Source organism: Xenophilus sp. Marseille-Q4582 (assembly GCF_916700565.1).
Taxonomy (GTDB): domain Bacteria; phylum Pseudomonadota; class Gammaproteobacteria; order Burkholderiales; family Burkholderiaceae_C; genus Xenophilus.
The window spans coordinates 569,175-591,711 of record NZ_CAKAKO010000001.1 but is presented as its reverse complement, the minus strand read 5'-3'; the positions used below and the strand labels follow the sequence as shown (position 1 = coordinate 591,711).

Genomic DNA, 22,537 nt, shown 5'->3' with positions numbered 1-22,537 from the left:
CGCATGGTGCGTGGCCACGGGCTCCGGCTGCTGCGCACCATGATGTGGGGCGCGGCCGGCGTGCTCGCGCTGCCGCTGCTGTACGGGGCCGTGGCCGGCGTGCTGATGCTCTGGCCCCCCGCGGCGCGGCTCGCGCCCGAGCCGGCCGAGGTCGAGGCTTACGTGATCAGCAATGGCGTCCACGTCGACCTGGTGCTGCCGCTGCAGGCCGCGGGCGTGGACTGGCGCCCCCTGTTCCCGCCCGGCGATGCGCGCGCCGCGCCCGCGGCGGTCGACTTCGTCGCCATTGGCTGGGGCGACCGCGCGTTCTACCTGCACACGCCCACCTGGGCCGACCTGAGGCCGGGGCTTGCCCTGCGCGCGATGGCGGGCCGGCACCCGGCCGCGCTGCACGTGAGCTGGCTGCAGCGCGCCCAGCTGCCGCCAGGGCACACCTGGCGCCTGCCGCTCAGCGCCGCCCAGTACCGGCGACTGGCCGACCATGTGCGCCGCAGCCTGCCCGCAGGCCGGGCGCAGCGTATCGCCGGCATGCACTACGCGCGCAACGACGCCTTCTACGAAGCCACCGGCCACTACCACCTGCTGCGCACCTGCAACGAATGGGCCGCGCAAGGCCTGCGCGCGGCCGGTGTGCCCGTGCCGCGCTGGGCGCCCTTCGAGGCGGGCGTGCGCCGGCACCTGCCGGCCTGGGCGGCCGCCCCCGGCGCGGGCCCGCAGGGCGGCGGCTGACGCCAGCGCCGCGCACCCGCGCCCGCGGCGGCGCGTGGGCTGTCCTACAGCGGAAACGCGCGCCCGGCCGCACAGTGGCGGGCCGACTTCCCTCATCCGCCGCCGCCCAGCATGCCCGCCACCGCGAAGAAAAGCGCGCCCTCCCCTTTCGCCATTGCGCCGGAGAACCTGGTCTATGTGAACCCGGACATGCCGGGCCTGCGGCGCCTGGGCCGCCCGCCCGATTTCCGCTACCGTGACCCGCAGGGCAAGCCGGTGCGTGCGCAGGCCGAACTGGCGCGCATCCGGGCCCTGGCCATCCCGCCCGCCTACGAAGACGTGTGGATCTGCCCCTTGCCCAACGGCCATCTGCAGGCCACCGGCCGCGATGCGCGCGGCCGGCGCCAGTACCGCTACCACCCGGCCTGGCGCGAGATGCAGGACGCCGCCAAGTTCGAGCGCATCGAGGCCTTCGGCCGCGCGCTGCCGCGCATCCGCGCACGCGTGCAGCGCGACCTGGCGCCGGCCTCCTCGCGCCGCGCGCCCACGCCCGAGCGCACGCTGGTGCTGGCCACGCTGGTGCGCCTGCTGGACGCCACGCGGCTGCGCGTGGGCCACGAAAGCTACGCGCGCGAGAACGGCTCCTACGGCCTGAGCACGCTGCGCAGCCGCCATGCGCAGGTGCGCGGGCCCACCGTGCGCCTGCGCTTTCGCGGCAAGGGCGGCGTGATGCACGAAAGCGAGCTGGACGACCCGCGCGTCGCGCGCGTGGTGCGGCAGTGCCAGGAACTGCCGGGCCAGGAGCTGTTCCAGTACGTCGACGAACGCGGCGAGCTGCACCGCGTGCAGGCCGGCGACGTCAACGCCTACCTGCGCGAAGCCTCGGGCGGCGAATTCAGCGCCAAGGACTTCCGCACCTGGCATGGCACGGTGCTGGCGCTGGAGTTGACGCGCCTGGCCTGCGAACAGCTGGCGCGCCCGGGCGACGCGCCGCCGCGGCGGGCGAGCGGCGCCACCATCGTGGCGGCCGTGGCGCGCCAGCTGGGCAACACGCCGGCCGTGTGCCGAAAGGCCTACGTCCACCCTGCCGTGCTGGCGCTGGGCGAACAGCTGGTGGACGAGGGCACGGCCCTGGCCCAGCTGTGGCCGCAGCTGGCGACCACGCGTCGCCCGCGCGGCCTGCTGGCGGCCGAAGTGCGCTTGCTGCAGTTCATGCGGCGCCTGCGGCTGGGCGCCAAGGGCCGGCGCCCCGCGCTCAGGAGCGGCGCAAGTCCAGTGTCAGTGCCTCGGGCGCCAGGGTCACGGCGTGCCCCAGGTCCTCGGCCAGCGCCTGCAGGCTGATGGCGTCGATGGCCAGGTGACGCGGGGCGCGGTGCGGCGCGAAGGCGGCCGGTGCCTCGCCCGGCGCCTGCCCGGCCGGCCGGGCGGCGGCCTCCAGGCGCACGCCCCAATCCTCGACGGGCGTGAGCGCGATGCAGCCGCCGCTGTCGAGCGCGTCGTGCGAATCGTGCAGGTGGCACAGCCCGCCGATCAGCAGGTAGCGCAGGCCCACGGCGTCGCTCCAGCGCGGCGGCTCGGGCGCGTCCCGGCCTTCGTTGCCCTCGGCCTGCGGCTCCAGGCCGGGCGCGACCTGCAGCACGATGCCGTTGAGTTCGAAGGCCGCGCGCATCAGCGACACGGCCTGCGCCACCAGCGCACTGCGCGTCAGGTCGGCCGGCGCGCCGGACTCGGGCGCGGGCCATTCCCATTCCCGCAGGCTGCGGATGCCCTGCGACAGTTCGCTGACCTCGGCTTCCAGCTGGGCCACGCGCGGCGCGATGGCCTGGGGCTGCGCGGGCACGTCGGCCTGGGCCTGGCGGCGCAGCATGAGCAGCTGCATGCGCATCAAGGACAGCGGGGCGGCCAGGTCGTGGCGCACCGCCGGCATGGCGCGCATCAGCAGCTCATGCCGCACGCCCGCCGCGATCCAGCTGCGCGCGCTCGGCGCCGCCTTCATGCCGCGGCCGCGGCGGTGGCCGCCAGCAGGCGGTCCAGCGCGTCGAAATCGATGGGCTTTTGCAGGAAATGGTCCACGTAGGGCGCGGCCTGCCTGCCAGCCGGATCGTTGGGGCCGTAGCCCGACACGGCCACCAGCACCAGGCGCTGCCCGCGCGCCTGCGCCCGGTCGCGCAGCTGGCGCGCCACTTCCGCGCCCGGCTGGTCGGGCAGGGTCAGGTCGATGAAAGCCAGCACGAACTCGGTGCCGCCTTCGGCCAGCTCCAGCGCCTGGCGCGCCGAGAACGCGCACACCGCCTGGTGATCCTGCAAGGCGATGAGCTCCTGCAGCAGCTCGGCGGCAGCCTGGTTGTCGTCGACGATCAGCACGTTCAAGGGGGCACCTCAGGCAGGAAACGGACGGCGCGGCGGCCGATGGCCAGAAAAAAGGGAATCCGCGCGGCGCCTCAGTATGCGCCATCGGCCGTCCTCACCCTGTAGGAAAGCGGCCCGACGCGGTCACTGCCGCGCCGTGCGCACCGGCGCCGGCAAGGCTTGCGGCCAGCTCGTGCGGAAGGGGTTGATGTCCAGCCCGCCGCGGCGCGTGTAGCGGCAGTACACCGCCAGTTTGGTTGGCTGGCAGCGCTGCCAGATGTCCTGGAAGATGCGCTCGCAGCAGGGTTCGTGGAACTCGTTGTGGCGCCGGAAGCTCACGATGTAGCGCAGCAGGCCGGCCTGGTCGATGGCCGGGCCGGTGTAGCGGATCTGCACGCTGCCCCAGTCGGGCTGGCCCGTCACGCGGCAGTTGCTCTTGAGCAGGCGGCTGCTGAGCGTCTCGCTGACCGGCGCCTCGTGCGTGGCGGCGCTCAGCAGCTCGGGGGCGGGCTCGGCATGCTCGCCGCATTCCAGGTCGAGCCGGTCCAGGTCCAGGCCTTCGAGTTCGGCCACGCGCTCCTGCCCGAACTGCTCGGGCAGCACCAGCTTCAGCCCGATCGTGCCGGTGCGCTCGCTGCCGCGCCAGGCGGCCTCGGACAGGTCGGCGCGCAGGCGCTCGCGCACCGCCTCGGCGCCCGAGAACACCGTGCTGTTGAAGCTGTTGAGGTAGAGCTTGAAGGACTTGCTCTCGATGATGTTGGGCGATTCGCAGGGCAGCGTGATGTGCGCCAGCGCCACCTGCGGCTTGCCGCGCGGGTTGAGCCAGGACAGCTCGTAGGCCGTCCACAGGTCGGCCCCGAAGAAGGGCAGCCGGCCTTCCTCGATGCCCATGGGCACGCGCTGCGCGGCGCGCGGCAGCGGGAAAAGCAGGCTGGCGTCGTAGCGGTCGACATAGGCCGATGCGCGGCCCAGTTGCGATTGTTCGGGGGTGTGGTCCAGGGACATGGGAAATTCCTTCGGCCGCGCGGCCTTCGACACCGGGCAGCCGGCGTGCCCGCGTGGAACGATCAGAAGTTGTGGGCCGGCGGGCGGCCGTCCACGGCCTGCAGGAAGGGCAGGATGTGGCCCAGCAGCACCGGCAGCGCGCCGGGCGGCAGGTCGTGGCCCATGCCGGCGATGGTTTCGAAGTGCGCGCCAGGGATGCGGCGCGCCGTGTCGCGCCCGCATTCGATGGGCACCAGCACGTCGCCGTCGCCGTGCAGCACGAGGGTGGGCGTGCGGATGCCGGCCAGCGCGCGGTCGCGCACGCCGGTGTCGGCGCCGATGGCCAGCATCTGCCGCACCACGCCGGCGGGGTGGTAGGCGCGCTGCAGCGCCGCGGCCAGGCGCTGGCGCGTGGCGGCTTCGTCGAAGGGATAGCCGGGGCTGGCGATCAGGCGCACCAGGCCCAGCGAATGCTCGACCAGCGCCTCGACGCCGGCGCCGCGGGGCGGCGGGCGCATCAGCGCCGCGCCCACGTCGGGCCGCGCGGCGGGCAGGCCGCGCGCGCCGCTGGAGCTCATGATGCTGACCAGGCTGCGCACGCGCTGCGGGTCGGCGATGGCCATGCGCTGCGCGATCATGCCGCCCATCGAGACGCCGATCACATGCGCCTGCGCGATGCCCAGCGCCTCGAGCAGGCCCAGCGCATCGCGGGCCATGTCTTCCAGGCCGTAGGGCGCGTGGATGGACAGGCCCATCTTCTGGCGCAGCACCTGCCACAGCAGGTTCGGCGTGGGCGCCTCGTCGAAGTACTGCGACAGGCCGATGTCGCGGTTGTCGTGCCGCAGCACGCGGTAGCCGGCGTCGGCGAAGCCGCGCACGAAAGCCTCGGGCCAGGCGATCAGCTGCATGCCCAGGCCCATGACCAGCAGCACCGCCGGGCCGCTGCCGCCGCTGTCTTCGACTTCGAGGGAAATGCCGTTGGCCTGGATTTTCATGAGGGATTCAGCGTCGAGCGGGGGGTCTTCGGAGGGGAGCGGCCCTGCGGCACGCGCGGTGCGGCGTCAGCGGAACACGCCCTCGCGCAGCCACTTGGTGGCCACCCATTTCTCGCCCGCCAGCACCGGCGCGCCGCCGTGCAGCGTGCGGGTGGCCGGGTCGGGCCGGTCGTAGCTGAAGAACACGCCCGTGCCGCGCACGGGTGCCACTTCCAGCCCGATGTCGGGGAAGGTGGTGGCGCCGCCCGCCTCCGGCTCCTGCAGGTACATCACCAGCGTGCCCACGCGCTGGCCGCCGCGGCGCAGGATGGTCGGCGTGCCCGGCTCCCTGGGGTCGAAATAGTCGTAGTGCGGCTTGTACTGCGCGCCCGGGCTGTAGCGCAGGATCTGCAGGCCCTCGCCATGGTCCAGCGGCCAGTTCAGCAAGGTGGCGATGCGCGCCTCGATGCGCGCCACCAGCGCGTTCTCGCCGCGCTCGAAGAACATGCCGTCGCTGGTGCGGTCGGCGTTGAGCGCTTCGCCGCCGGTCTTGGTCTCCACCGTGCGCGACCGTGCCAGGCGCGCCCGGGCGGCGTCGATCAGCCCTTCGCATTCCGCCGCATCGAGCAGGTTGCCGAACACCACCACGCGCGGATGCTGCACGGTCTGCAGCACCTGCACGCGCCGGTCGCCGCCGTCCAGGTACAGCGGCGACCCCTCCAGCCGGGGGCCCGGCATGTCGGTGCGCGCCGGCGCCGCGGCCGCTGTGGCCGCACCGGCGGCTGTCGCGCCGGCCGCGCCCCGCTCCACCTCGGCCAGCGCCGCATCGGTGGCGTCGTCGCGCCAGCCGGCGGCATGCATGGATTGGCGAAGCGCCGCCACCGAATGGCCGGCGGCCAGCTGGGTGACGATCCATTCGCGCAGTTCGGGGCTGATCGGCTGCATGCGGACAATGCTCCTCTCTTCAGGTCATGGGCGGCGGCCTTCGCCGCCGTTCACTCAATCGGCGATCCGGCGCCGGAACACCAGGCGCTCGGGCGTGGATGCCTCGGCGGCCAGGGCGTAGCCCTCCAGGTCGAAGCCTTCCAGCGTCCTGGGGGTCACGGCCTCGTGCTGGATGGCCCAGCGGGCCATCAGGCCCCGCGCGCGCTTGGCGTAGAAACTGATGATTTTGTACTGCCCATTCTTCCAGTCCTCGAACTGGCAGTCGATCACGCGCGCCTTGAGCGCCCGGCGGTCCACGGCGCGGAAGTATTCCTGCGAGGCCAGGTTGACGACGACCGGCGTGTGGTCGGCCGCGGCGCGCTCGTTGAGGTATTCGGCGATGCGCGAACCCCAGAAGGCGTACAGGTCCTTGCCCCGGCGGTTGGCCAGGGCCGTGCCCATCTCCAGGCGATAGGGCTGCAGCCAGTCCAGCGGGCGCAGCACGCCGTACAGGCCGCTCAGGATCACCACGTGGTCCTGGGCCCAGGCCAGCTGCGCGCGCGTGAGCGTCTTGGCGTCCAGGCCGCCGTACACGTCGCCGTCGAAGGCGAGCGCGGCCTGCTTGGCGTTGCGGGCGCTGCCTTTGGGCGCCCAGGCGGCATAACGCGCGACGTTGAGTGCCGCCAGCTTGTCCGACAGGTGCATCAACTCGGCCACCTGCTGCGGCGACTGCGCGCGCAGCAGCGCGATCAGTTCCGCCGCGGGGCCGCGCGCCCCTTCGAAATGCGGCGCCGTGGCAGGCAGGCCTTCGGGGGCCGGTGTGTCGTAGTCGAGGGATTTGGCGGGGGACAGCAGGAACAGCATGCGCGGCAAGGGGAAAGCAGCCGGAAATTATCCGGCACGGTGGCATCCTCCCTGCGGCGGCACGGTGGCCGTGCGCGGCCCGCCCGCCTCAGCCCAGTCCCAGCAGGCGCATGGCGTTGCCCTTGAGGATGCCGGGCATCACTTCCGGCTTGAAGCCGGCCTCCTCCGAATCCTTCAACCAGCGGTCGGGCGAGATCAGCGGCCAGTCGCTGGCGAACAGCACGCGGTCCTTGAGCAGGGTGTTGGCGTACTGGATCAACTGCTTGGGGAAGTACTTGGGGCTCCAGCCCGACAGGTCGATCCAGACGTTGGGCTTGTGCGTGGCCACCGACAGCGCCTCGTCCTGCCACGGAAAGCTCGGGTGCGCCATGACGATCTGCATGTCGGGGAAGTCGATCGCCACGTCGTCCAGGTGCATGGGGTTGCTGTATTCGAGCCGCAGGCCGCCGCCGCAGCGCATGCCCGAGCCGATGCCGCTGTGGCCGGTGTGGAAGATGGCCGGCAGCTTGTGCTCGGCGATGACCTCGTAGATCGGCCAGGCCATCTTGTCGTAGGGGTGGAAGCCCTGCACCGTGGGATGGAACTTGAAGCCCTTCACGCCGTGCTCCTCGATGAGCCGGCGCGCCTCACGCGCACCCATCTTGCCCTTGTGCGGGTCGATGCTGGCGAACGCGATCATGATGTCCGGATTCTTCTGCGCGGCCTCGGCGATCTCCTCGTTCGGAATGCGCCGGCGGCCCAGGTTGGACTCGCTGTCCACCCCGAACATCACGAAGCCGATCTTGCGCTCGCGGTAGTAGTCGATGCTCTCCTGGATGGTCGGGCGGCGGCTGGAGCGGAAGTACTTGTCGGCCGCGCGGTCGTACTCCTCGCCGTAGTTGTCGAAAGGATTCCAGCAGCTGATCTCGGCATGCGTGTGCGTGTCGATGGCGATGAGTTGGGAGCAGTCCATGGATGTCTCCGGGTGGGCTTGATGACTAGGGTAAACACCGGCATCGCGGGGCTGTCCGCCGCCTTGATTTGGTTATTTTTCATAACCATAATCGATTCATCCCCAGGACGCAATCATGACCCACCCCGACCTTTCCCTCACCGTCCAGGACGACATCGCGATCGTTCGCCTGGAACGCGCCGCCAAGCGCAATGCGCTCAACGACGGCCTGATCCTCGCGCTGCGCGACACCTTCCAGAACCTGCCCGAGGGCGTGCGCGCGGTGGTGGTCGACGGCGCGGGCGAGCATTTCTGCGCCGGGCTGGACCTGTCCGAGCTGAAGGAGCGCGACGCCGGCCAGGGCGTGCTGCATTCGCGCATGTGGCACCAGGCGCTGGACGGCGTGCAGTTCGGCACCGTGCCCGTCATCGCGGCCCTGCACGGCGCCGTGGTGGGCGGCGGGCTGGAGCTGGCCAGCGCCTGCCACATCCGCGTGGCCGACGAGACCACCTTCTACGCGCTGCCTGAGGGCTCGCGCGGCATCTTCGTGGGTGGCGGCGGCTCGGTGCGCATTCCCAAGCTGATCGGCGTGGCGCGCATGACCGACATGATGATGACGGGCCGCGTCTACAAGGCCGAGGAAGGCGAGCGCGCCGGCTTCGCGCAGTACCTCGTGCCGCCAGGCCAGGCGCTGGCGAAGGCCGTGGAGATCGCCAAGCGCGTGGCCACCAACGCGCCGCTGACCAACTACGCGCTGATGCACGCGCTGCCCCGCATCGCCGAGCAGCCGGCCGACCACGGCCTGTTCACCGAAGCGCTGATGGCCGGCATCGCGCAGGACGCGCCGGCCGCCAAGGAGCGCGTGCGCGCCTTCCTCGAAGGCCGCGCCGCCAAGGTCGCCAGGGACTGAGAAGCCCGAGCGACCCCCACCCCTTCCCGGAGGAAGACATGACGCAAACCGACAAGGCTGCCGACAGCAGCCGGGGCGCTGCTGCGCCCAGATACCGCGCCGCCAACCCGGCCGCCATCTACGGCATCACGCGCGGCGTGCTGCGCGAGGGCGCCAACGGGGTCCAGTACCTCCGGTCCGAGCCGGAGCTGCCCCCCTACGCCCACCGCATGAACGACCGGCTGGTGCACTGGGCCGCCGTCGCGCCGAACCGCACCTTCATGGCCCAGCGCGAACGCCTGCCCGACGGCAGCCGCGGCGACTGGATCCACCTGAGCTACAGCCAGTTCCTGGCCCAGGCGCGTTGCATCGCCCAGGCCCTGCTGAGCCACGACCTGTCCGAGGAGCGGCCGGTGGCGATCCTCGCCGAGAACAGCCTGGACCACGCGCTGGTGGCCTTCGGCTGCCTGCTGATCGGCGTGCCGCACTGCCCCGTCTCCACGCCCTATGCGCTGGTCAGCAAGGACTACGAGAAGCTGCGCCACGTGATGCAGACGCTGACGCCGGGGCTGGTGTTCGCGGCCGATGCGCGCTTCGGTCCCGCCATCGCGGCCACGGTGCCGCCCGAGGTGCCGGTGGTGATGGGCAGCGGCACGCTGGAAGGCCGCGCCACCACGCCGCTGGCCGCGCTGCGGGCCACGCGCGCCACGCATGCCGTGGACGAGGCCATGCAGCGCGTGCACCCGGGCACCATCACCAAGTTCCTGTTCACCTCGGGCTCGACCAAGAACCCGAAAGCGGTGATCAACAACCACCGCATGTGGTGCGCCAACCAGCAGCAGCTGCGCTGCAGCCTGCCGCCGCTGAGCGCGCGGCTGGAAGACGGCTGCGGGCCGGTGCTGGTCGACTGGCTGCCCTGGAACCACACCTTCGGCGGCAACCACAACATCGGCATCGTGCTGGACAACGGCGGCACGCTGTACATCGACGAGGGCAAGCCCACGCCGGCCGGCATCGGCGAGACGCTGCGCAACCTGCGCGAGATCTCGCCCACGATCTACTTCAACGTGCCCACCGGCTTCGAGGCGATTGCCGACGCCATGGAGCAGGACCCGGTGCTGCGCCGCCAGCTGCTGGCGCGCTGCCAGCTCTTCTACTACGCCGGCGCCGCCCTGCCGCCGGGCGTGCTGGACAAGCTGTACCGCCTGGCCGAGGCCGAGGTGGGCGAACGCATCGTGATGGGCACCGGCCTGGGCATGACCGAATCGTCGCCCTTCGCGCTCAACGTCACGCGCCCTGACATGGTCGCCGGCGAGTTGGGCCTGCCGGCCGCCGGCCTGGAGATCAAGCTGGTGCCCGCGGACGGCAAGACCGAGATCCGCTACCGCGGCCCCAACGTCACGCCCGGCTACTGGCGCATGCCCGAGGCCACGCACGAGTCCTTCGACGAGGAAGGCTTCTTCCTGACCGGCGACGCCGTGTGCTGGATGGACCCGGACAACCTGCACCTGGGCCTGCGCTTCGATGGTCGCATCGCCGAGGACTTCAAGCTGACCACCGGCACCTTCGTGAGCGTGGGGCCGCTGCGCGCCAAGGTCACGTCCTTCGGCGCACCCTATGTGCAGGACGTGGTGCTCACGGGCCTGAACATGAAGGAAGTGGGCGCCCTGATCTTCCCGACCCAGGCGGTGCGCGAACTGGCGCGGCTGCCCGCCGATGCCCCCTGGGCCGAGGTGCTGCAGAGCGCCCCCGTGCAGGCGCATTTCCAGACCGTGATCGACCGCCTGGCGGCCGATGCCACGGGCAGCGCCAACCGCGTCGCGCGCGCCGTGCTGGTGGCCGAGCCGCCGTCGATCGACAAGGGCGAGGTCACGGACAAGGGCTCGATCAACCAGCGCGCCGTGCTCAAGCACCGCGATGCCTTCGTGCAGGCGCTGCACGGCGACACGCTGCCCTTCACGCTCAAGCCGCAATGGAACTGAGGCCCCCCGCCTCGACCGCATCGCACGAACTGCACTGAACAGGAGAGACGCACCATGAAGATCCAAGGACAGGCCGCGCTGGTCACGGGCGGCGCATCGGGCCTGGGCGAGGCCACGGCACGCGAACTGGCGCGCCAAGGCGCGAAGGTCGCCGTGCTGGACCGCAACGCCGAGCTGGCCGCGAAGGTGGCAGCCGACATCGGCGGCGTTTCCTTCGCCTGCGACATCACCGACACCGCCAGCGTGGAAGCCGCGCTGGCCGGTGCCGAGGCCGCGCACGGCCCGGCGCGCATCCTGATGAACGTGGCGGGCATCGGCTCGGCCAAGCGCATCGTGGGAAAGGACGGCAGCGCGGCCCCGCTGGAGGACTTCGCGCGCGTGATCCAGATCAACCTGATCGGCACGTACAACGTGAGCCGGCTGTTCGCGGCGCGCTGCGCCAAGCTGGCGCCGCTGGAAGGCGACGATGGCGAAGGCCGCGGCGTGATGATGTTCACCGCCTCGGTCGCGGCCTTCGACGGCCAGGTGGGCCAGCAGGCCTACAGCGCGTCCAAGGCCGGCCTGGCCGGCATGACGCTGCCGATGGCGCGCGACCTCGCGCAGCACGGCATCCGCGTGTGCACGGTGGCCCCCGGCATCTTCGCCACGCCGCTGCTGCTGGAGCTGCCCGAGCCCGTGCAGCAGTCGCTGGCCGCGTCCATTCCCTTCCCGCCGCGACTGGGCAAGCCCTCGGAGTTCGCCGAGCTGGCCTGCCACATCGTCAGCAACGGCCATCTCAACGGCGAGGTGATCCGCCTCGACGGCGCCCTGCGCATGGCTGCGCGCTGAGCCGCTTCGCTTCCTTCCTCGACGCCAACCAAACCCCACCAGGAGACATGCCATGCAACACCGTCGTCAATTCCTGAACACGCTGGGCGGCGCGGCCGCACTGGCGGCGCTCTCGCCGCTGTCGGCGCTCGCGCAGGCGCTGGACCAGGTCAAGATCATGTACGGCTTTCCGGCCGGCAGCGCGGGCGACAGCGTGGCGCGCCGCGTGGCCGAGAAGATCGGCGGCACGGCCTACAGCAAGAACCCGGGCTTCGTCGAGAACAAGCCCGGCGCGGGCGGCCGCATCGCGGTGGAAACGCTCAAGAATTCGCCCGCCGACGGCTCGGTGCTGACCCTGGCGCCGGTGTCGGCGCTGGCGGTGTATCCCTACATCTATCCCAAGCTCAGCTACAAGCCCGAAGACGTGACGCAGGTGTCCATCGGCGCCATCATGTTCCACGGCCTGGCGGTGGGCCCGGCCGTGCCGGCCGAGGTGAAGACGCTCAAGGACTTCCTGGCCTGGGCCAAGGCCAACCCGGGCCAGGCGAGCTACGGCTCGCCCGGTGCCGGCTCCATGCCGCACCTGCTGGGCGCGCTGCTGGGCATCCGCTCGGGCGTCGATCTCAAGCACGTGCCCTACCGCGGCACGGTGCCCAGCATCACCGACCTGGTGGGCGGCCAGATCGCCGCCGCGATGAACCCGAGCGGCGACTACCTGCAGTACATGAAGAGCGGCCGCGTGCGCGTGCTCGCCACCTCGGGCAAGAAGCGCTCGCCCTACCTGCCCGACGTGCCGACCTTCACGGAACTGGGCTACCCGGACGTGACCTCGGAAGAATGGTTCGGCTTCTATGCGCCGGCCAAGACGCCCGCCGCCACGCTGGCCAACGCCAATGCCGCCATCACCGCCGCCCTCAAGGACAAGACGGTGATCGACTCGCTGGCACTGGTGGGCCTGGTGGCGCACGGCAGCACGCCGCAGGAGATGGCGGCCGACCAGAAGGCCGAGTTCGAGCGCTGGGGGCCGCTGGTCAAGCAGATCGGATTCACGGCCGAGTCCTGATCGGCGGATTGCCCACACACGCCCACACGTCCACCCGCCCGCAAGCCGAGCCTTCCATGCGCGCACGACACGGCCTCAGCACGCCCGCCCGCGCGGGCGCCCTCCTCGCCTTCACGGCGTTGCTCGGTGCCTGCGGCAGCAGCCCACCCGGTGCTTCCGCGCCGCCCCTGGCCGCCGCCCGCCCCGGCGCGCTGCAGCAGTGTGAAACGCTGGCCCGTGGCGCGCTGCCCGCGGGCACGCGGCTCACACGCGCCGAAGCCGTGGCCGCCGCGCCGGCCGCCGGCCCCACCCCGGCGGTACCCGCGCATTGCCTGGTGCAGGGCCAGCTCAACGAGCGCACCAGCCCGGTCGATGGCCAGCGCTATGCCATCGGCTTCGAGCTGCGCCTGCCCCAGGCCTGGAACGGCCGCTTCTTCCACCAGGTCAACGGCGGGCTCGACGGCGCGGTGGTGCCGGCCATGGGCAGCATCGGCGGCGGGGCGCCCACGCACACGGCCCTGCAGCAGGGCTTTGCCGTGGTCAGCTCCGACGCCGGCCACACGGGTGCGCAGAACCCGCGCTTCGGGCTGGACCCGCAGGCGCGCATCGACTACGGCTACGGCGCCGTGACGCAGCTCACGCCCGTGGCCAAGCAACTGATCGCCAGCGCCTACGGGCGCGGGCCGGACCGCTCCTACATCGGCGGCTGCTCCAACGGCGGCCGCCACGCCATGGTGGCCGCGTCGCGCCTGCCCGGCGAATATGACGGCGTGCTGGCCGGCAACCCCGGCTTCAACCTGCCGCGCGCCGCCGTGGCGCAGCTCTGGGGTGCGCAGCAATGGGCGCCGCTGGCCACGGGCCGCACGCCGCAGGGCCAGCCGGATCTGCAGACCGCGTTCACGCGTGAGCAACTGATGCTGGTCTCTCAGAAGGTGTCGGCGCGCTGCGACGCGCTGGACGGCCTGGCCGACGGCATCGTGAGCGACGTGAAGGCCTGCCAGGCGCAGTTCGATGTGGAACGCGATGTGCCGGCTTGTGCCCCCGGTGCAGCAAGCAGCGGCGCCTGCCTGGCGCCCGCGCAAAAGCAGGCGCTGGCGCGCGTCTTCGCCGGCGCGCGCAACAGCGCCGGGCAGCCCATCTACAGCAGCTTCCCGTTTGACCCCGGGATCACGGGCGAGGACTGGCGCAGCTGGAAATTCGCGGCGCCGGGCACGCGCGACGCAGCGGCCGTGGCCTTCATCTTCAGCACGCCGCCGCTGCACGAGCGCGCGCAGGGCCTGCCCTTCGCGTTGGGCTTCGACCTGGACCGCGACGTACCCACGATCGGCGCCACGAGCGGCCCCTACACCGAATCGGCCCTGTCCTTCATGCTGCCACCGGCCGGAGATCTGTCGCCGCTGCGCGAGCGCGGTGCGCGCATGATCGTGTACCACGGCACCGCGGACGGCGTGTTCTCTTCAGACGACACGGCCCGCTGGTGGGAGACGCTGAACGCCTCGCACCGCGGCAGCGCCGCCGCCTTCGTGCGCTACTTCCCGGTGCCGGCCATGAACCATTGCCGCGGCGGCCCGTCCACCGACCAGTTCGATCTGCTGACCCCACTGGTCGACTGGGTCGAGCGCGGCGTGGCGCCCGATGCCGTGACGGCCCGCGCGCGCGGCGCCGGCACCGCCAGCCCGAACCCCGAAGTGCCGGCCGCCTGGTCGCCCACGCGCAGCCGCCCGCTGTGCGCCTGGCCCGCCGTGGCGCGCTACCGTGGCGGCGACCCCGAACAGGCCGGCAGTTTCGTCTGCAGCGCCTCCTGACCTCCTCTTGTTGCCTTCTTCCCGTCTCCCATGGACTACGCCCCGCGCCCCGACGACTCGCTGTTCCTGATCGACACCGTGCTGGGCGGCAGTGCGCAGTGGCAGGCCCTGCCCGCCTTCGCCGAGACGGACGCGGCGCTGGCGCGGCAGGTGCTGGAGGAAGCGGGCAAGTTCGTGGCCGAGGTGATCGCGCCGCTGAACCGCTCGGGCGACGAGATCGGCTGCCGCTTCGAGGCCGGCGCCGTCCTCTCGCCGCCGGGTTTCAAAGAGGCCTACCAAGCCTTCCGGCACGCCGGCTGGCCCGCGCTCTCGGCCGCGGTCGAAGACGGCGGCCAGGGCCTTCCCGCGGTGCTGGAAGCCGTGCTCTACGAATGGCTGTCGGCCGCCAATCACGGCTGGACCATGGCGCCCGGCCTGCTGCACGGCGCGTATGAATGCCTGAAGCACCACGGCAGCGAGGAGCTGAAGGCGCGCTACCTGGGCAAGATCGCGACCGGCGAATGGCTGGCCACCATGGCGCTGACCGAGGCGCATGCGGGCAGCGACCTGGGCCGCGTGCGCACGCGCGCCACGCCACAGGCCGATGGCAGCGTGCGCCTCACGGGCGGCAAGATCTTCATCTCGGGCGGCGAGCACGACCTGACGGACAACATCGTGCACCTGGTGCTGTGCCGTTTGCCCGACGCGCCCGAAGGCCCCAAGGGCCTGTCGCTGGTGCTGGCGCCCAAGGTGCTGCCTGACGGCACGCGCAACGCCATCCACTGCGAGCGCATCGAAGAGAAGATGGGCCTGCACGGCAGCCCCACCTGCGTGCTGCGCTTCGACGAGGCCACGGGCTGGCGGGTCGGTGAGCCCGGCAAGGGCCTGAACGCCATGTTCGTGATGATGAATGCCGCGCGCCTGCATGTGGCGCTGCAGGGCATCGGCCTGCTGGACGCCGCCTGGCAGAAGGCAGAGGCCTATGCGCGCGAACGCCAGCAGATGAGGGCGCCCGGCGCGACGGGGCCCGGGCCCAGCTACATCGCCGAGCACCCGGTCATCGCGCGCATTTTGGACACGCAACGCGCCTGGATCGACGGCGCGCGCCTGCTGGCTTACCGCACCGGCGTGCAGCTGGATCTGGCGCGCCATGCCCAGGACCCGAAGGCGCGCGAACGCGCGCAGCGCTGGTGCGCGCTGGTCACGCCGGTGCTCAAGGCGGCCTGCACGCAGCAGGGCTTCGAGGGCGCCAGCGCCTGCCTGCAGGTCTTCGGCGGCCACGGCTACGTGCGCGAATGGGGCATCGAGCAGCATGTGCGCGACGCGCGCGTGGCCATGATCTACGAGGGCACCAACGAGATCCAGGCCATCGATCTGCTGGTGCGCAAGGTGCTGCCCGACAGCGGCGCCGCCCTGTCGGCGGTGGCGCTGGAGCTGCGCGACGAGCTGGACGCCTCGCGCGAGGCGGACGCCGATGCGCAGCGCCGCCTGGCGCAGCTGCGCTACCTGGGCACCAGCGTGGCGATGGCGGCGCAGGCCGACCCGCGACTGCCCTGCGAGGTGGCCGACGACTTCCTGCGTGCCGTGATGCTGGGCCTGATGGCCTGGGCCTGGGCGCGCATCGAAGGCGTGGCGGCCGACGAGCTGCGCTGGAGCCGGCCCGCCACGGCCTTCCGCCGCTGGGCGCTGCCGGAGTTCGAGATGCGCCTGGGCATGGTCAAGCGCGCCGCCGAGGGGACCCTGAGCGCCCATGCGGAAAAGACCCGCCCGGTCCTCGCGCGACAATGACCGGACGATGCCTGCCGCCCCCCGCAAGAAGCCTTCCGCACCGCCCCCAGCCGCTCCACTGCCCGCCCCCGAGCGCCTGGACACCGGCACGCTCGAAGCCCTGATCGGCTACAACGCGCGCCGCGCCTACAGCAGCATCAGCGCGCTGTTCTTCGAGCGCATGGCGCCCTACGGCCTCAAGCAGGTCGAGTATTCGGTGCTGGCGCTGCTGGCGCACAACCCCGGCGCCACCTCGCGCCAGCTGTGCGCCACGCTGGACATCCTGCCGCCCAACCTGGTCAGCCTGATCTCGGCGCTGGACCGGCGCGGCCTGATCGAGCGCCACCCGCATCCGCGCGACGGTCGCGCCATCGGCCTGCACCTCACGCCCGCCGGCCTGGCGCTAGCGCAGGAGACCGAGAAGGTCGTGATCGAGCTGGAGAGCGAGGCCGCGGACGCCCTGACCGAGCGCGAACGCGGCACGCTGCGCACGCTGCTGCAGAAGCTGTACAAGGCCGAGCGGCGCGCGACCGGCGAGTAGCCAGCGCCTGGTGGGCCTGGCACAGGGGCCGGCGCGCCCCTTTTCACGCCCATCCCCCGGCCCGGCAGCCTCCTAGGGTCTGCCCTAAAATCCCCGGCTTCCTCCGCCTGCTGCGCGGCCGGTCGTCAACCCCCTTGCCGACCCGAAGAATGCGTGGCCTCCCCGTCTGGATTCCCATGAGCGACACCCCCGAACAACCGGGCCTGGCCGGCCTGTCCAAGTCCTTTGAACCCGCTGCCCTCGAAGCCCACTGGGGCCCCGAATGGGAGAAGCGCGGCTATGCGAAGGCGGGCTTTCGCGGCACGCAGCAGCCCAAGGAAGGGGCGCCCGCCTTCTCGATCCAGCTGCCGCCGCCGAACGTGACCGGCACGCTGCACATGGGCCACGCCTTCAACCAGACCATCATGGACAGCCTCACGCGCTACCACCGCATGGCGGGCGCGAACACGCTGTGGGTGCCCGGCACCGACCACGCGGGCATCGCCACGCAGATCGTGGTGGAGCGCCAGTTGCAGGGCCAGGGCCAGAGCCGCCATGACCTGGGCCGCAAGAACTTCGTGGCCAAGGTGTGGGAGTGGAAGGAGCAGTCCGGCAACACCATCACGAACCAGATGCGCCGCATGGGCGACACGGTGGACTGGAGCCGCGAGTACTTCACCATGGACGACAAGCTGTCCAAGGTGGTGACCGAGACCTTCGTGCGCCTGTACCAGGAAGGCCTGATCTACCGCGGCAAGCGCCTGGTGAACTGGGACCCGGAGCTCAAGAGCGCCGTGAGCGACCTGGAAGTGGAGAGCGAGGAGGAAGACGGCTTCCTCTGGCACATCGCCTACCCGCTGGAAGACGGCAGCGGCAGCCTGACGGTGGCCACCACGCGCCCCGAGACCATGCTGGGCGACGTGGCCGTGATGGTGCACCCCGAGGACGAGCGTTACACCGCGCTGGTCGGCAAGAACGTGCGCCTGCCGCTGGTGGACCGCCTGATCCCCATCATTGCCGACGACTACGTGGACCGCGAGTTCGGCACCGGCGTGGTGAAGGTCACGCCCGCGCATGACAACAACGACTACGCCGTGGGCCAGCGCCACGGCCTGCCGATGATCAGCGTGCTGACGCTGGATGCGAAGATCAACGAGAACGCGCCCGAGAAGTACCGCGGCCTGGACCGCTTCGTCGCGCGCAAGGCCGTGGTGGCCGACCTGGAAGCGGCCGGCGCGCTGGTCGAGACCAAGAAGCACAAGCTGATGGTGCCGCGCTGCGCGCGCACGGGCCAGGTGGTCGAGCCCATGCTGACGGACCAGTGGTTCGTGGCCATGAGCAAGCCCAGCGAGAAGGACCCGGGCGGCAAGTCCATCGCACAGAAGGCCATCGACGCCGTGCAGTCGGGCCAGGTGCGCTTCGTGCCCGAGAACTGGGTCAACACCTACAACCAGTGGATGAACAACATCCAGGACTGGTGCATCAGCCGCCAGCTCTGGTGGGGCCACCAGATCCCGGCCTGGTACGACGAGGACGGCCGGGTCTACGTGGCGCGCAGCGAGGAGGAAGCGCAGCAGCAGGCCCCCGGCAAGACGCTGACGCGCGACGAGGACGTGCTGGACACTTGGTATTCGTCGGCGCTGGTGCCCTTCTCGTCGCTGGGCTGGCCCGAGGCGCTGGAAGACGGCAACGCCCTCAAGGACTACGACCTGTACCTGCCCTCCACCACGCTGGTGACGGGCTACGACATCATCTTCTTCTGGGTCGCCCGGATGATCATGATGACCACCCACTTCACGGGCCGCGTGCCCTTCAAGCATGTGTACATCCACGGCCTGGTGCGCGACGCGCAGGGCAAGAAGATGTCCAAGTCCGAAGGCAACGTGCTCGACCCGGTGGACCTGATCGACGGGATCGCGCTCGCCCCGCTGCTGGACAAGCGCACCACCGGCCTGCGCAAGCCCGAGACCGCGCCCAAGGTGCGCCAGCAGACCCAGAAGGAATTCCCCGAAGGCATTCCGGCCTACGGCGCCGACGCACTGCGCTTCACCTTCGCGGCGCTGGCCTCGCTGGGCCGCAGCATCAACTTCGATTCCAAGCGCTGCGAGGGCTATCGCAACTTCTGCAACAAGCTCTGGAACGCCACGCGTTTCGTGCTGATGAACTGCGAAGGCCACGACTGCGGCCTGAAGGAGCACACCAAGGCCGAATGCCAAGCCGGCGGCGCCTTCCACGGCTACATGCATTTCAGCCAGGCCGACCGCTGGATCGCCTCGCAGCTGCAGCGCGTGGAGATGGAGGTGGCCAAGGGCTTCGAGGAATACCGCCTCGATAACGTGGCCAACGCCATCTACCAGTTCGCCTGGGACGCCTTCTGCGACTGGTACCTGGAAATCGCCAAGGTGCAGCTCCAGACCGGCAACGAGGCGCAGCAGCGCGCCACGCGCCGCACGCTGATCCGCACGCTGGAAGCGCTGCTGCGCCTGGCGCACCCGGTCATCCCCTTCATCACGGAAGAGCTGTGGCAGAAGGTGGCGCCCGTGGCGGGCCGCTGGCCCGCCACTTCCGAGGCCTCGGGGCACGCTGGCGCGTCGATCATGATTGCCGCCTACCCGGTCGCGCAGCCCGAGAAGATCGACGAAGCGGCCGAAGCCCATGTGGCCAAGCTCAAGTCGCTGGTGGCCGCCTGCCGCACCTTGCGCGGTGAGATGAACGTCTCGCCCGCCCAGCGCCTGCCCCTGTACGTGCTGGCCGAAAGCCCGGCCGAGGCCGAGTTCCTGCAGGGCGCGGCTGCCGTGCTGCAGGCGCTGGCCAAGCTCAACGAAGTGAAGGTCTTCGAGGACGAAGCGGCCTGGACGGCCGCCGCCCAGGCCGCGCCCGTGGCCGTGGTGGGCGGCCTGCGCCTGGCGCTGCACGTGGAAATCGACGTCGCCGCCGAGCGCGTGCGCCTGGGCAAGGAGATCGCACGCCTGGAAGGCGAGATCGCCAAGGCGAACGGCAAGCTGGGCAACGAGTCCTTCGTGGCGCGCGCTCCGGCGGCCGTGATCGAGCAGGAAAAGCAGCGCCTGGCCGATTTCTCCGCCGCATTGACGCGCCTGCAGTCCCAACGCCAGCGCCTCGGCTGACAGCCGGTGCCGGTGCGGTTCGCTACCATGCGTGGCGTTTCCCGCGCCTGGCCCCCAGGCATCCAGACTTTCCACCTCCTACCGACCCGTCCATGCCCACTTCGACGCGCATCCGCAAGGCTGTCTTCCCCGTTGCCGGCTTCGGCACCCGTTTTCTGCCCGCCACCAAGGCCCAGCCGAAGGAAATGCTGCCCGTGGTGGACAAGCCGCTGATCCAGTACGCGGTCGAGGAGGCCTATGCCGCCGGCATCCGCGACATGATCTTCGTCACCGGCCGCAACAAGCGCGCCATCGAAGACCATTACGACACCGCCTACGAGCTGGAAAGCCAGCTCGAGGCCAGCGGCAAGGACGCACTGCTGCACATCGCCCGCTCCGTCGCGCCCGAGGACATGACCTGCTCTTACGTGCGCCAGCCGCGCATGCTGGGCCTGGGCCATGCCGTGCTGTGCGCCGAGCACCTGGTGGGCGACCAGCCCTTCGCCGTGCTGCTGGCCGATGACCTGATGGTCGGCCCCAAGGACGGCGAAGGCGTGCTGGCGCAGATGGTGCGCAACTACAACAACCTGGGCGGCTCGGTGCTCGCCGTGCAGGAAGTGCCGCTGGACCAGGTCAAGCGCTACGGCATCGTGGCCGGCGATGCGATGGGCAACGACCTCACCAAGGTCAGCGCGATGGTCGAGAAGCCGGCGCCCGAGAAGGCGCCCTCGCGCCTGGCCGTGGCCGGCCGCTACATCCTGACGCCCGGGGTGTTCGACGAGATCCGCAACCAGCCCAAGGGCGCAGGCGGCGAGATCCAGCTGACCGACGGCATCGCCTCGCTGCTGAAGAAGGAAAGCGTCTACGCCTACGCGTACAAGGGCACGCGCTACGACTGCGGGGCCAAGGAAGGCTTCCTGCAAGCCACCGTGGAACTCGCGCTGGCGCATGCCGAAGTCGGCGAATCCTTCCGCGACTACCTGCGCTCGCTCAAGCTCTGAGCGCGCCGGCGCGCCCCAACGAACAGCCCGGCCGTGCGCCGGGCTTTTTCATCGTCGACGGGCCGCCACCCCCTCAGTGGGAAGCGCCCCCTTTTGCTGCCGGCGCCGCGCGCCGGCCTCAGCGCCGCTTGAGCACGTGGATGAAGTCGGCACCCGCCGTCTGCTGGTCCATCAGCTCGTTGCCGGTCTGGCGCGCAAAGGCCTGGAAGTCGCGCAGCGAACCCGGGTCGGTGGACACCACCTTGAGCAGCTGGCCGCTGGCCATGTCGTTGAGGGCCTTCTTGGCCTTGAGGATGGGCAGCGGGCAGTTCAGGCCGCGCGTATCGATCTCGCGGTCGATGTGCAGTTCAGCCGAAGACATCAGGAATTCTCCGAAGGCGGCAGGTCGAGGCCGCGGCGCCGCTCCTCGTTCTCCTGCGCCGTGAAGAACACCGGCTCGTGGCCGCGCGTGCGCAGCCAGTCGGCCAGGGCGTAGCCCGTGCCGGCGGGCCAGCACTTCAGGTCGGGCAGGTCGTAGAGCCGGTAGTCCACCAGCTCGGGCGAGAGCTTCACCTCGCCCTCGGCCACCACGTGGTAGGCGATGATGACCTGATTCATGCGCTTGAAATCGTAGGCGCCCACGATGCTGCAGCTCAGCACGTCGAGGTTGGTTTCTTCCTTGACCTCGCGCGCGATGCCTTCCTGCGGCGACTCGCCCGCTTCCATGAAGCCGGTGATCAGCGCGAACATCTTGCCGGGCCAGGCCGCATTGCGCGCCAGCAGCACCTGGCCGCGGTACTCCACGATGGCGGCCAGCACCGGCGTGGGGTTGCCCCAGTGCGTGTGGCCGCAGTTGACGCAGCGCAGGCGCTCCTTGGGGCCGCCATCCTCCATGAGCGCGATCCATTCGAGCGGCGTGGCGCAGTCGGGGCAAAAGCGAGGCAGTTTCATGGCGGGGAGTCTCTTTGTTGTCGCGAGTTCGGCGTGTCGCCCGCGCGAACGGGGTGGGAATCAGGCCGGGAAGACGCCGGTCGACAGGTAGCGGTCGCCACGGTCACAGACCACGAAGACGATGGTCGCGTTCTCCACCGTCTTGGCCACTTCCAGCGCCACCCACAGCGCGCCGGCGGCCGAGATGCCGCCGAAGATGCCTTCCTCGCGCGCCAGCCGCCGGGCCATTTCCTCGGCCTCGTCCTGGCTGACGTTCACGACCTGGTCCACGCGCGAGGGGTCGTAGATCTTGGGCAGGTATTCCTGCGGCCACTTGCGGATGCCCGGGATGCGCGAGCCTTCGTCGGGCTGCGCGCCCACGATCTGGACGGCCGGGTTCTTCTCCTTGAGGAAGCGCGACACGCCGGTGATGGTGCCCGTGGTGCCCATCGCGCTCACGAAGTGGGTGATGCGCCCGCCGGTCTGCGCCCACAGCTCGGGGCCCGTGGTTTCGTAGTGGATGCGCGGGTTGTCGGGGTTGGCGAACTGGTCCAGCACGCGGCCCTTGCCCTGGGCCACCATCTGGTCGGCCAGGTCGCGCGCGTATTCCATGCCGCCGCTCTTGGGCGTGAGGATCAGCTCGGCGCCATAGGCCTTCATGGTCTGGGCGCGCTCGACCGACAGGTCCTCCGGCATGATCAGCAGCATGCGGTAGCCCTTGATGGCGGCGGCCATCGCCAAGGCAATGCCGGTGTTGCCCGAGGTGGCTTCGATCAGCGTGTCGCCGGGCCGGATCTCGCCGCGCTCCTCCGCGCGCCGGATCATCGACAGCGCGGGCCGGTCCTTGACCGAACCCGCCGGGTTGTTGCCCTCCAGCTTGGCCAGGATGACGTTGCCGCGCTCGGCATTGCGGGCCGCATCGATGCGCTGCAGCGCCACCAGGGGCGTCTGGCCGACGGCATCTTCGAGGGTGGGATAGGAATGGGTCATGGGACGGG

21 protein-coding genes are annotated in these 22,537 nt (G+C 70.9%); 11 read left to right on the top strand and 10 right to left on the bottom strand.

The genetic code is table 11. The annotated features are described in order from the left end of the window. Positions 1–3 precede the first annotated feature (3 nt). Both LG388_RS02740 and LG388_RS02735 read left to right on the top strand, forming a co-directional pair. Positions 4–729, top strand: a complete 726-nt coding sequence (locus tag LG388_RS02740; protein WP_225781303.1) for a TIGR02117 family protein — start codon at positions 4–6, stop codon at positions 727–729. A gap of 111 nt (positions 730–840) precedes the next feature. Then, entirely contained in the window at positions 841–2,049 is a 1,209-nt protein-coding gene (locus LG388_RS02735; protein WP_225781302.1) for a DNA topoisomerase IB, read from the top strand. Here the strand turns inward: LG388_RS02735 and LG388_RS02730 are convergent. The 7 genes from LG388_RS02730 to LG388_RS02700 all read right to left on the bottom strand — a co-directional run bounded on the left by LG388_RS02730 (position 1,964) and on the right by LG388_RS02700 (position 7,755). Beyond that, positions 1,964–2,704 (bottom strand): hypothetical protein, encoded by a 741-nt coding sequence (locus LG388_RS02730; protein WP_225781301.1) that lies wholly within the window; start codon positions 2,702–2,704, stop codon positions 1,964–1,966. The two genes, LG388_RS02735 and LG388_RS02730, sit on opposite strands and share 86 nt — an antisense overlap. Continuing rightward, on the bottom strand, positions 2,701–3,072 hold the full coding sequence (locus tag LG388_RS02725; protein WP_225781804.1) for a response regulator: 372 nt from the start codon (positions 3,070–3,072) through the stop codon (positions 2,701–2,703). Before LG388_RS02725 ends, LG388_RS02730 begins: the two co-directional genes overlap by 4 nt. A gap of 129 nt (positions 3,073–3,201) precedes the next feature. Next, positions 3,202–4,062: an NADPH-dependent 7-cyano-7-deazaguanine reductase QueF gene (gene queF, locus LG388_RS02720; RefSeq protein ID WP_225781300.1), complete on the bottom strand. Its 861-nt coding sequence runs from the start codon at positions 4,060–4,062 to the stop codon at positions 3,202–3,204. A gap of 62 nt (positions 4,063–4,124) precedes the next feature. Beyond that, entirely contained in the window at positions 4,125–5,036 is a 912-nt protein-coding gene (locus tag LG388_RS02715) for an alpha/beta fold hydrolase (protein WP_225781299.1), read from the bottom strand. A 66-nt stretch (positions 5,037–5,102) separates the two neighbouring features. Continuing rightward, positions 5,103–5,960: a 2OG-Fe(II) oxygenase gene (locus LG388_RS02710; RefSeq protein ID WP_225781298.1), complete on the bottom strand. Its 858-nt coding sequence runs from the start codon at positions 5,958–5,960 to the stop codon at positions 5,103–5,105. A 54-nt stretch (positions 5,961–6,014) separates the two neighbouring features. Further along, positions 6,015–6,803 (bottom strand): peroxide stress protein YaaA, encoded by a 789-nt coding sequence (yaaA, locus tag LG388_RS02705; RefSeq protein ID WP_225781297.1) that lies wholly within the window; start codon positions 6,801–6,803, stop codon positions 6,015–6,017. A gap of 88 nt (positions 6,804–6,891) precedes the next feature. After that, the gene (locus LG388_RS02700) at positions 6,892–7,755 is read right to left on the bottom strand and encodes an amidohydrolase family protein (RefSeq protein ID WP_225781296.1); all 864 of its coding nucleotides are present in this window, start codon (positions 7,753–7,755) and stop codon (positions 6,892–6,894) included. 115 nt (positions 7,756–7,870) lie between these two features. On the opposite strand from LG388_RS02700, the gene LG388_RS02695 reads away from it, so the two are divergent. The 9 genes from LG388_RS02695 (at position 7,871) to galU (ending at position 20,630) form a co-directional block, all read left to right on the top strand. Then, a complete protein-coding gene (locus LG388_RS02695) occupies positions 7,871–8,644 on the top strand; it encodes a crotonase/enoyl-CoA hydratase family protein (protein ID WP_225781295.1) in 774 nt (257 codons plus the stop codon). 38 nt (positions 8,645–8,682) lie between these two features. Next, complete coding sequence (locus LG388_RS02690) at positions 8,683–10,605, top strand: feruloyl-CoA synthase (RefSeq protein ID WP_225781294.1); 1,923 nt, start codon at positions 8,683–8,685, stop codon at positions 10,603–10,605. 54 nt (positions 10,606–10,659) lie between these two features. Then, positions 10,660–11,433, top strand: coding sequence for an SDR family NAD(P)-dependent oxidoreductase (locus LG388_RS02685; RefSeq protein WP_225781293.1), 774 nt, complete (start codon positions 10,660–10,662; stop codon positions 11,431–11,433). Between the two features lie 52 nt (positions 11,434–11,485). Further along, positions 11,486–12,475, top strand: a complete 990-nt coding sequence (locus LG388_RS02680; RefSeq protein ID WP_225781292.1) for a Bug family tripartite tricarboxylate transporter substrate binding protein — start codon at positions 11,486–11,488, stop codon at positions 12,473–12,475. Between the two features lie 56 nt (positions 12,476–12,531). Further along, positions 12,532–14,259, top strand: a complete 1,728-nt coding sequence (locus LG388_RS02675; RefSeq protein WP_225781291.1) for a tannase/feruloyl esterase family alpha/beta hydrolase — start codon at positions 12,532–12,534, stop codon at positions 14,257–14,259. Positions 14,260–14,289: 30 nt separating this feature from the next. Continuing rightward, positions 14,290–16,026, top strand: a complete 1,737-nt coding sequence (locus tag LG388_RS02670) for an acyl-CoA dehydrogenase family protein (RefSeq protein WP_225781290.1) — start codon at positions 14,290–14,292, stop codon at positions 16,024–16,026. Positions 16,027–16,033: 7 nt separating this feature from the next. Continuing rightward, positions 16,034–16,546, top strand: a complete 513-nt coding sequence (locus LG388_RS02665; RefSeq protein WP_225781289.1) for a MarR family winged helix-turn-helix transcriptional regulator — start codon at positions 16,034–16,036, stop codon at positions 16,544–16,546. 176 nt (positions 16,547–16,722) lie between these two features. Beyond that, on the top strand, positions 16,723–19,650 hold the full coding sequence (locus LG388_RS02660; protein WP_225781288.1) for a valine--tRNA ligase: 2,928 nt from the start codon (positions 16,723–16,725) through the stop codon (positions 19,648–19,650). Positions 19,651–19,742: 92 nt separating this feature from the next. Next, on the top strand, positions 19,743–20,630 hold the full coding sequence (gene galU, locus LG388_RS02655; protein ID WP_225781287.1) for a UTP--glucose-1-phosphate uridylyltransferase GalU: 888 nt from the start codon (positions 19,743–19,745) through the stop codon (positions 20,628–20,630). A 118-nt stretch (positions 20,631–20,748) separates the two neighbouring features. On the opposite strand, the gene LG388_RS02650 is transcribed toward galU, so the two are convergent. The 3 genes from LG388_RS02650 to cysM are packed head-to-tail and all read right to left on the bottom strand — an operon-like array spanning position 20,749 to position 22,529. Then, positions 20,749–20,976, bottom strand: coding sequence for a sulfurtransferase TusA family protein (locus LG388_RS02650; RefSeq protein WP_225781803.1), 228 nt, complete (start codon positions 20,974–20,976; stop codon positions 20,749–20,751). A 14-nt stretch (positions 20,977–20,990) separates the two neighbouring features. After that, positions 20,991–21,560 carry an NUDIX domain-containing protein gene (locus LG388_RS02645; RefSeq protein WP_225781286.1) on the bottom strand — a complete coding sequence of 190 codons (570 nt, stop codon included), beginning with the start codon at positions 21,558–21,560 and terminating at the stop codon, positions 20,991–20,993. 60 nt (positions 21,561–21,620) lie between these two features. Continuing rightward, positions 21,621–22,529 (bottom strand): cysteine synthase CysM, encoded by a 909-nt coding sequence (cysM, locus tag LG388_RS02640; protein WP_225781285.1) that lies wholly within the window; start codon positions 22,527–22,529, stop codon positions 21,621–21,623. Positions 22,530–22,537: the final 8 nt, after the last annotated feature.

What these genes read in the sequence shown, in the direction of transcription:
- LG388_RS02735 (WP_225781302.1), top strand. Translation starts at nt 841, where the DNA reads ATGCCCGCCACCGCGAAGAAAAGCGCGCCCTCCCCTTTCGCCATTGCG.
- LG388_RS02710 (WP_225781298.1), bottom strand. Translation starts at nt 5,960, where the DNA reads ATGCAGCCGATCAGCCCCGAACTGCGCGAATGGATCGTCACCCAGCTG.
- LG388_RS02660 (WP_225781288.1), top strand. Translation starts at nt 16,723, where the DNA reads ATGAGCGACACCCCCGAACAACCGGGCCTGGCCGGCCTGTCCAAGTCC.
- LG388_RS02645 (WP_225781286.1), bottom strand. Translation starts at nt 21,560, where the DNA reads ATGAAACTGCCTCGCTTTTGCCCCGACTGCGCCACGCCGCTCGAATGG.
- galU (WP_225781287.1), top strand. Translation starts at nt 19,743, where the DNA reads ATGCCCACTTCGACGCGCATCCGCAAGGCTGTCTTCCCCGTTGCCGGC.
- LG388_RS02670 (WP_225781290.1), top strand. Translation starts at nt 14,290, where the DNA reads ATGGACTACGCCCCGCGCCCCGACGACTCGCTGTTCCTGATCGACACC.
- LG388_RS02715 (WP_225781299.1), bottom strand. Translation starts at nt 5,036, where the DNA reads ATGAAAATCCAGGCCAACGGCATTTCCCTCGAAGTCGAAGACAGCGGC.
- LG388_RS02690 (WP_225781294.1), top strand. Translation starts at nt 8,683, where the DNA reads ATGACGCAAACCGACAAGGCTGCCGACAGCAGCCGGGGCGCTGCTGCG.
- LG388_RS02695 (WP_225781295.1), top strand. Translation starts at nt 7,871, where the DNA reads ATGACCCACCCCGACCTTTCCCTCACCGTCCAGGACGACATCGCGATC.
- LG388_RS02665 (WP_225781289.1), top strand. Translation starts at nt 16,034, where the DNA reads ATGCCTGCCGCCCCCCGCAAGAAGCCTTCCGCACCGCCCCCAGCCGCT.
- LG388_RS02685 (WP_225781293.1), top strand. Translation starts at nt 10,660, where the DNA reads ATGAAGATCCAAGGACAGGCCGCGCTGGTCACGGGCGGCGCATCGGGC.
- LG388_RS02680 (WP_225781292.1), top strand. Translation starts at nt 11,486, where the DNA reads ATGCAACACCGTCGTCAATTCCTGAACACGCTGGGCGGCGCGGCCGCA.
- LG388_RS02675 (WP_225781291.1), top strand. Translation starts at nt 12,532, where the DNA reads ATGCGCGCACGACACGGCCTCAGCACGCCCGCCCGCGCGGGCGCCCTC.
- LG388_RS02740 (WP_225781303.1), top strand. Translation starts at nt 4, where the DNA reads ATGGTGCGTGGCCACGGGCTCCGGCTGCTGCGCACCATGATGTGGGGC.
- yaaA (WP_225781297.1), bottom strand. Translation starts at nt 6,803, where the DNA reads ATGCTGTTCCTGCTGTCCCCCGCCAAATCCCTCGACTACGACACACCG.
- cysM (WP_225781285.1), bottom strand. Translation starts at nt 22,529, where the DNA reads ATGACCCATTCCTATCCCACCCTCGAAGATGCCGTCGGCCAGACGCCC.
- LG388_RS02730 (WP_225781301.1), bottom strand. Translation starts at nt 2,704, where the DNA reads ATGAAGGCGGCGCCGAGCGCGCGCAGCTGGATCGCGGCGGGCGTGCGG.
- queF (WP_225781300.1), bottom strand. Translation starts at nt 4,062, where the DNA reads ATGTCCCTGGACCACACCCCCGAACAATCGCAACTGGGCCGCGCATCG.
- LG388_RS02700 (WP_225781296.1), bottom strand. Translation starts at nt 7,755, where the DNA reads ATGGACTGCTCCCAACTCATCGCCATCGACACGCACACGCATGCCGAG.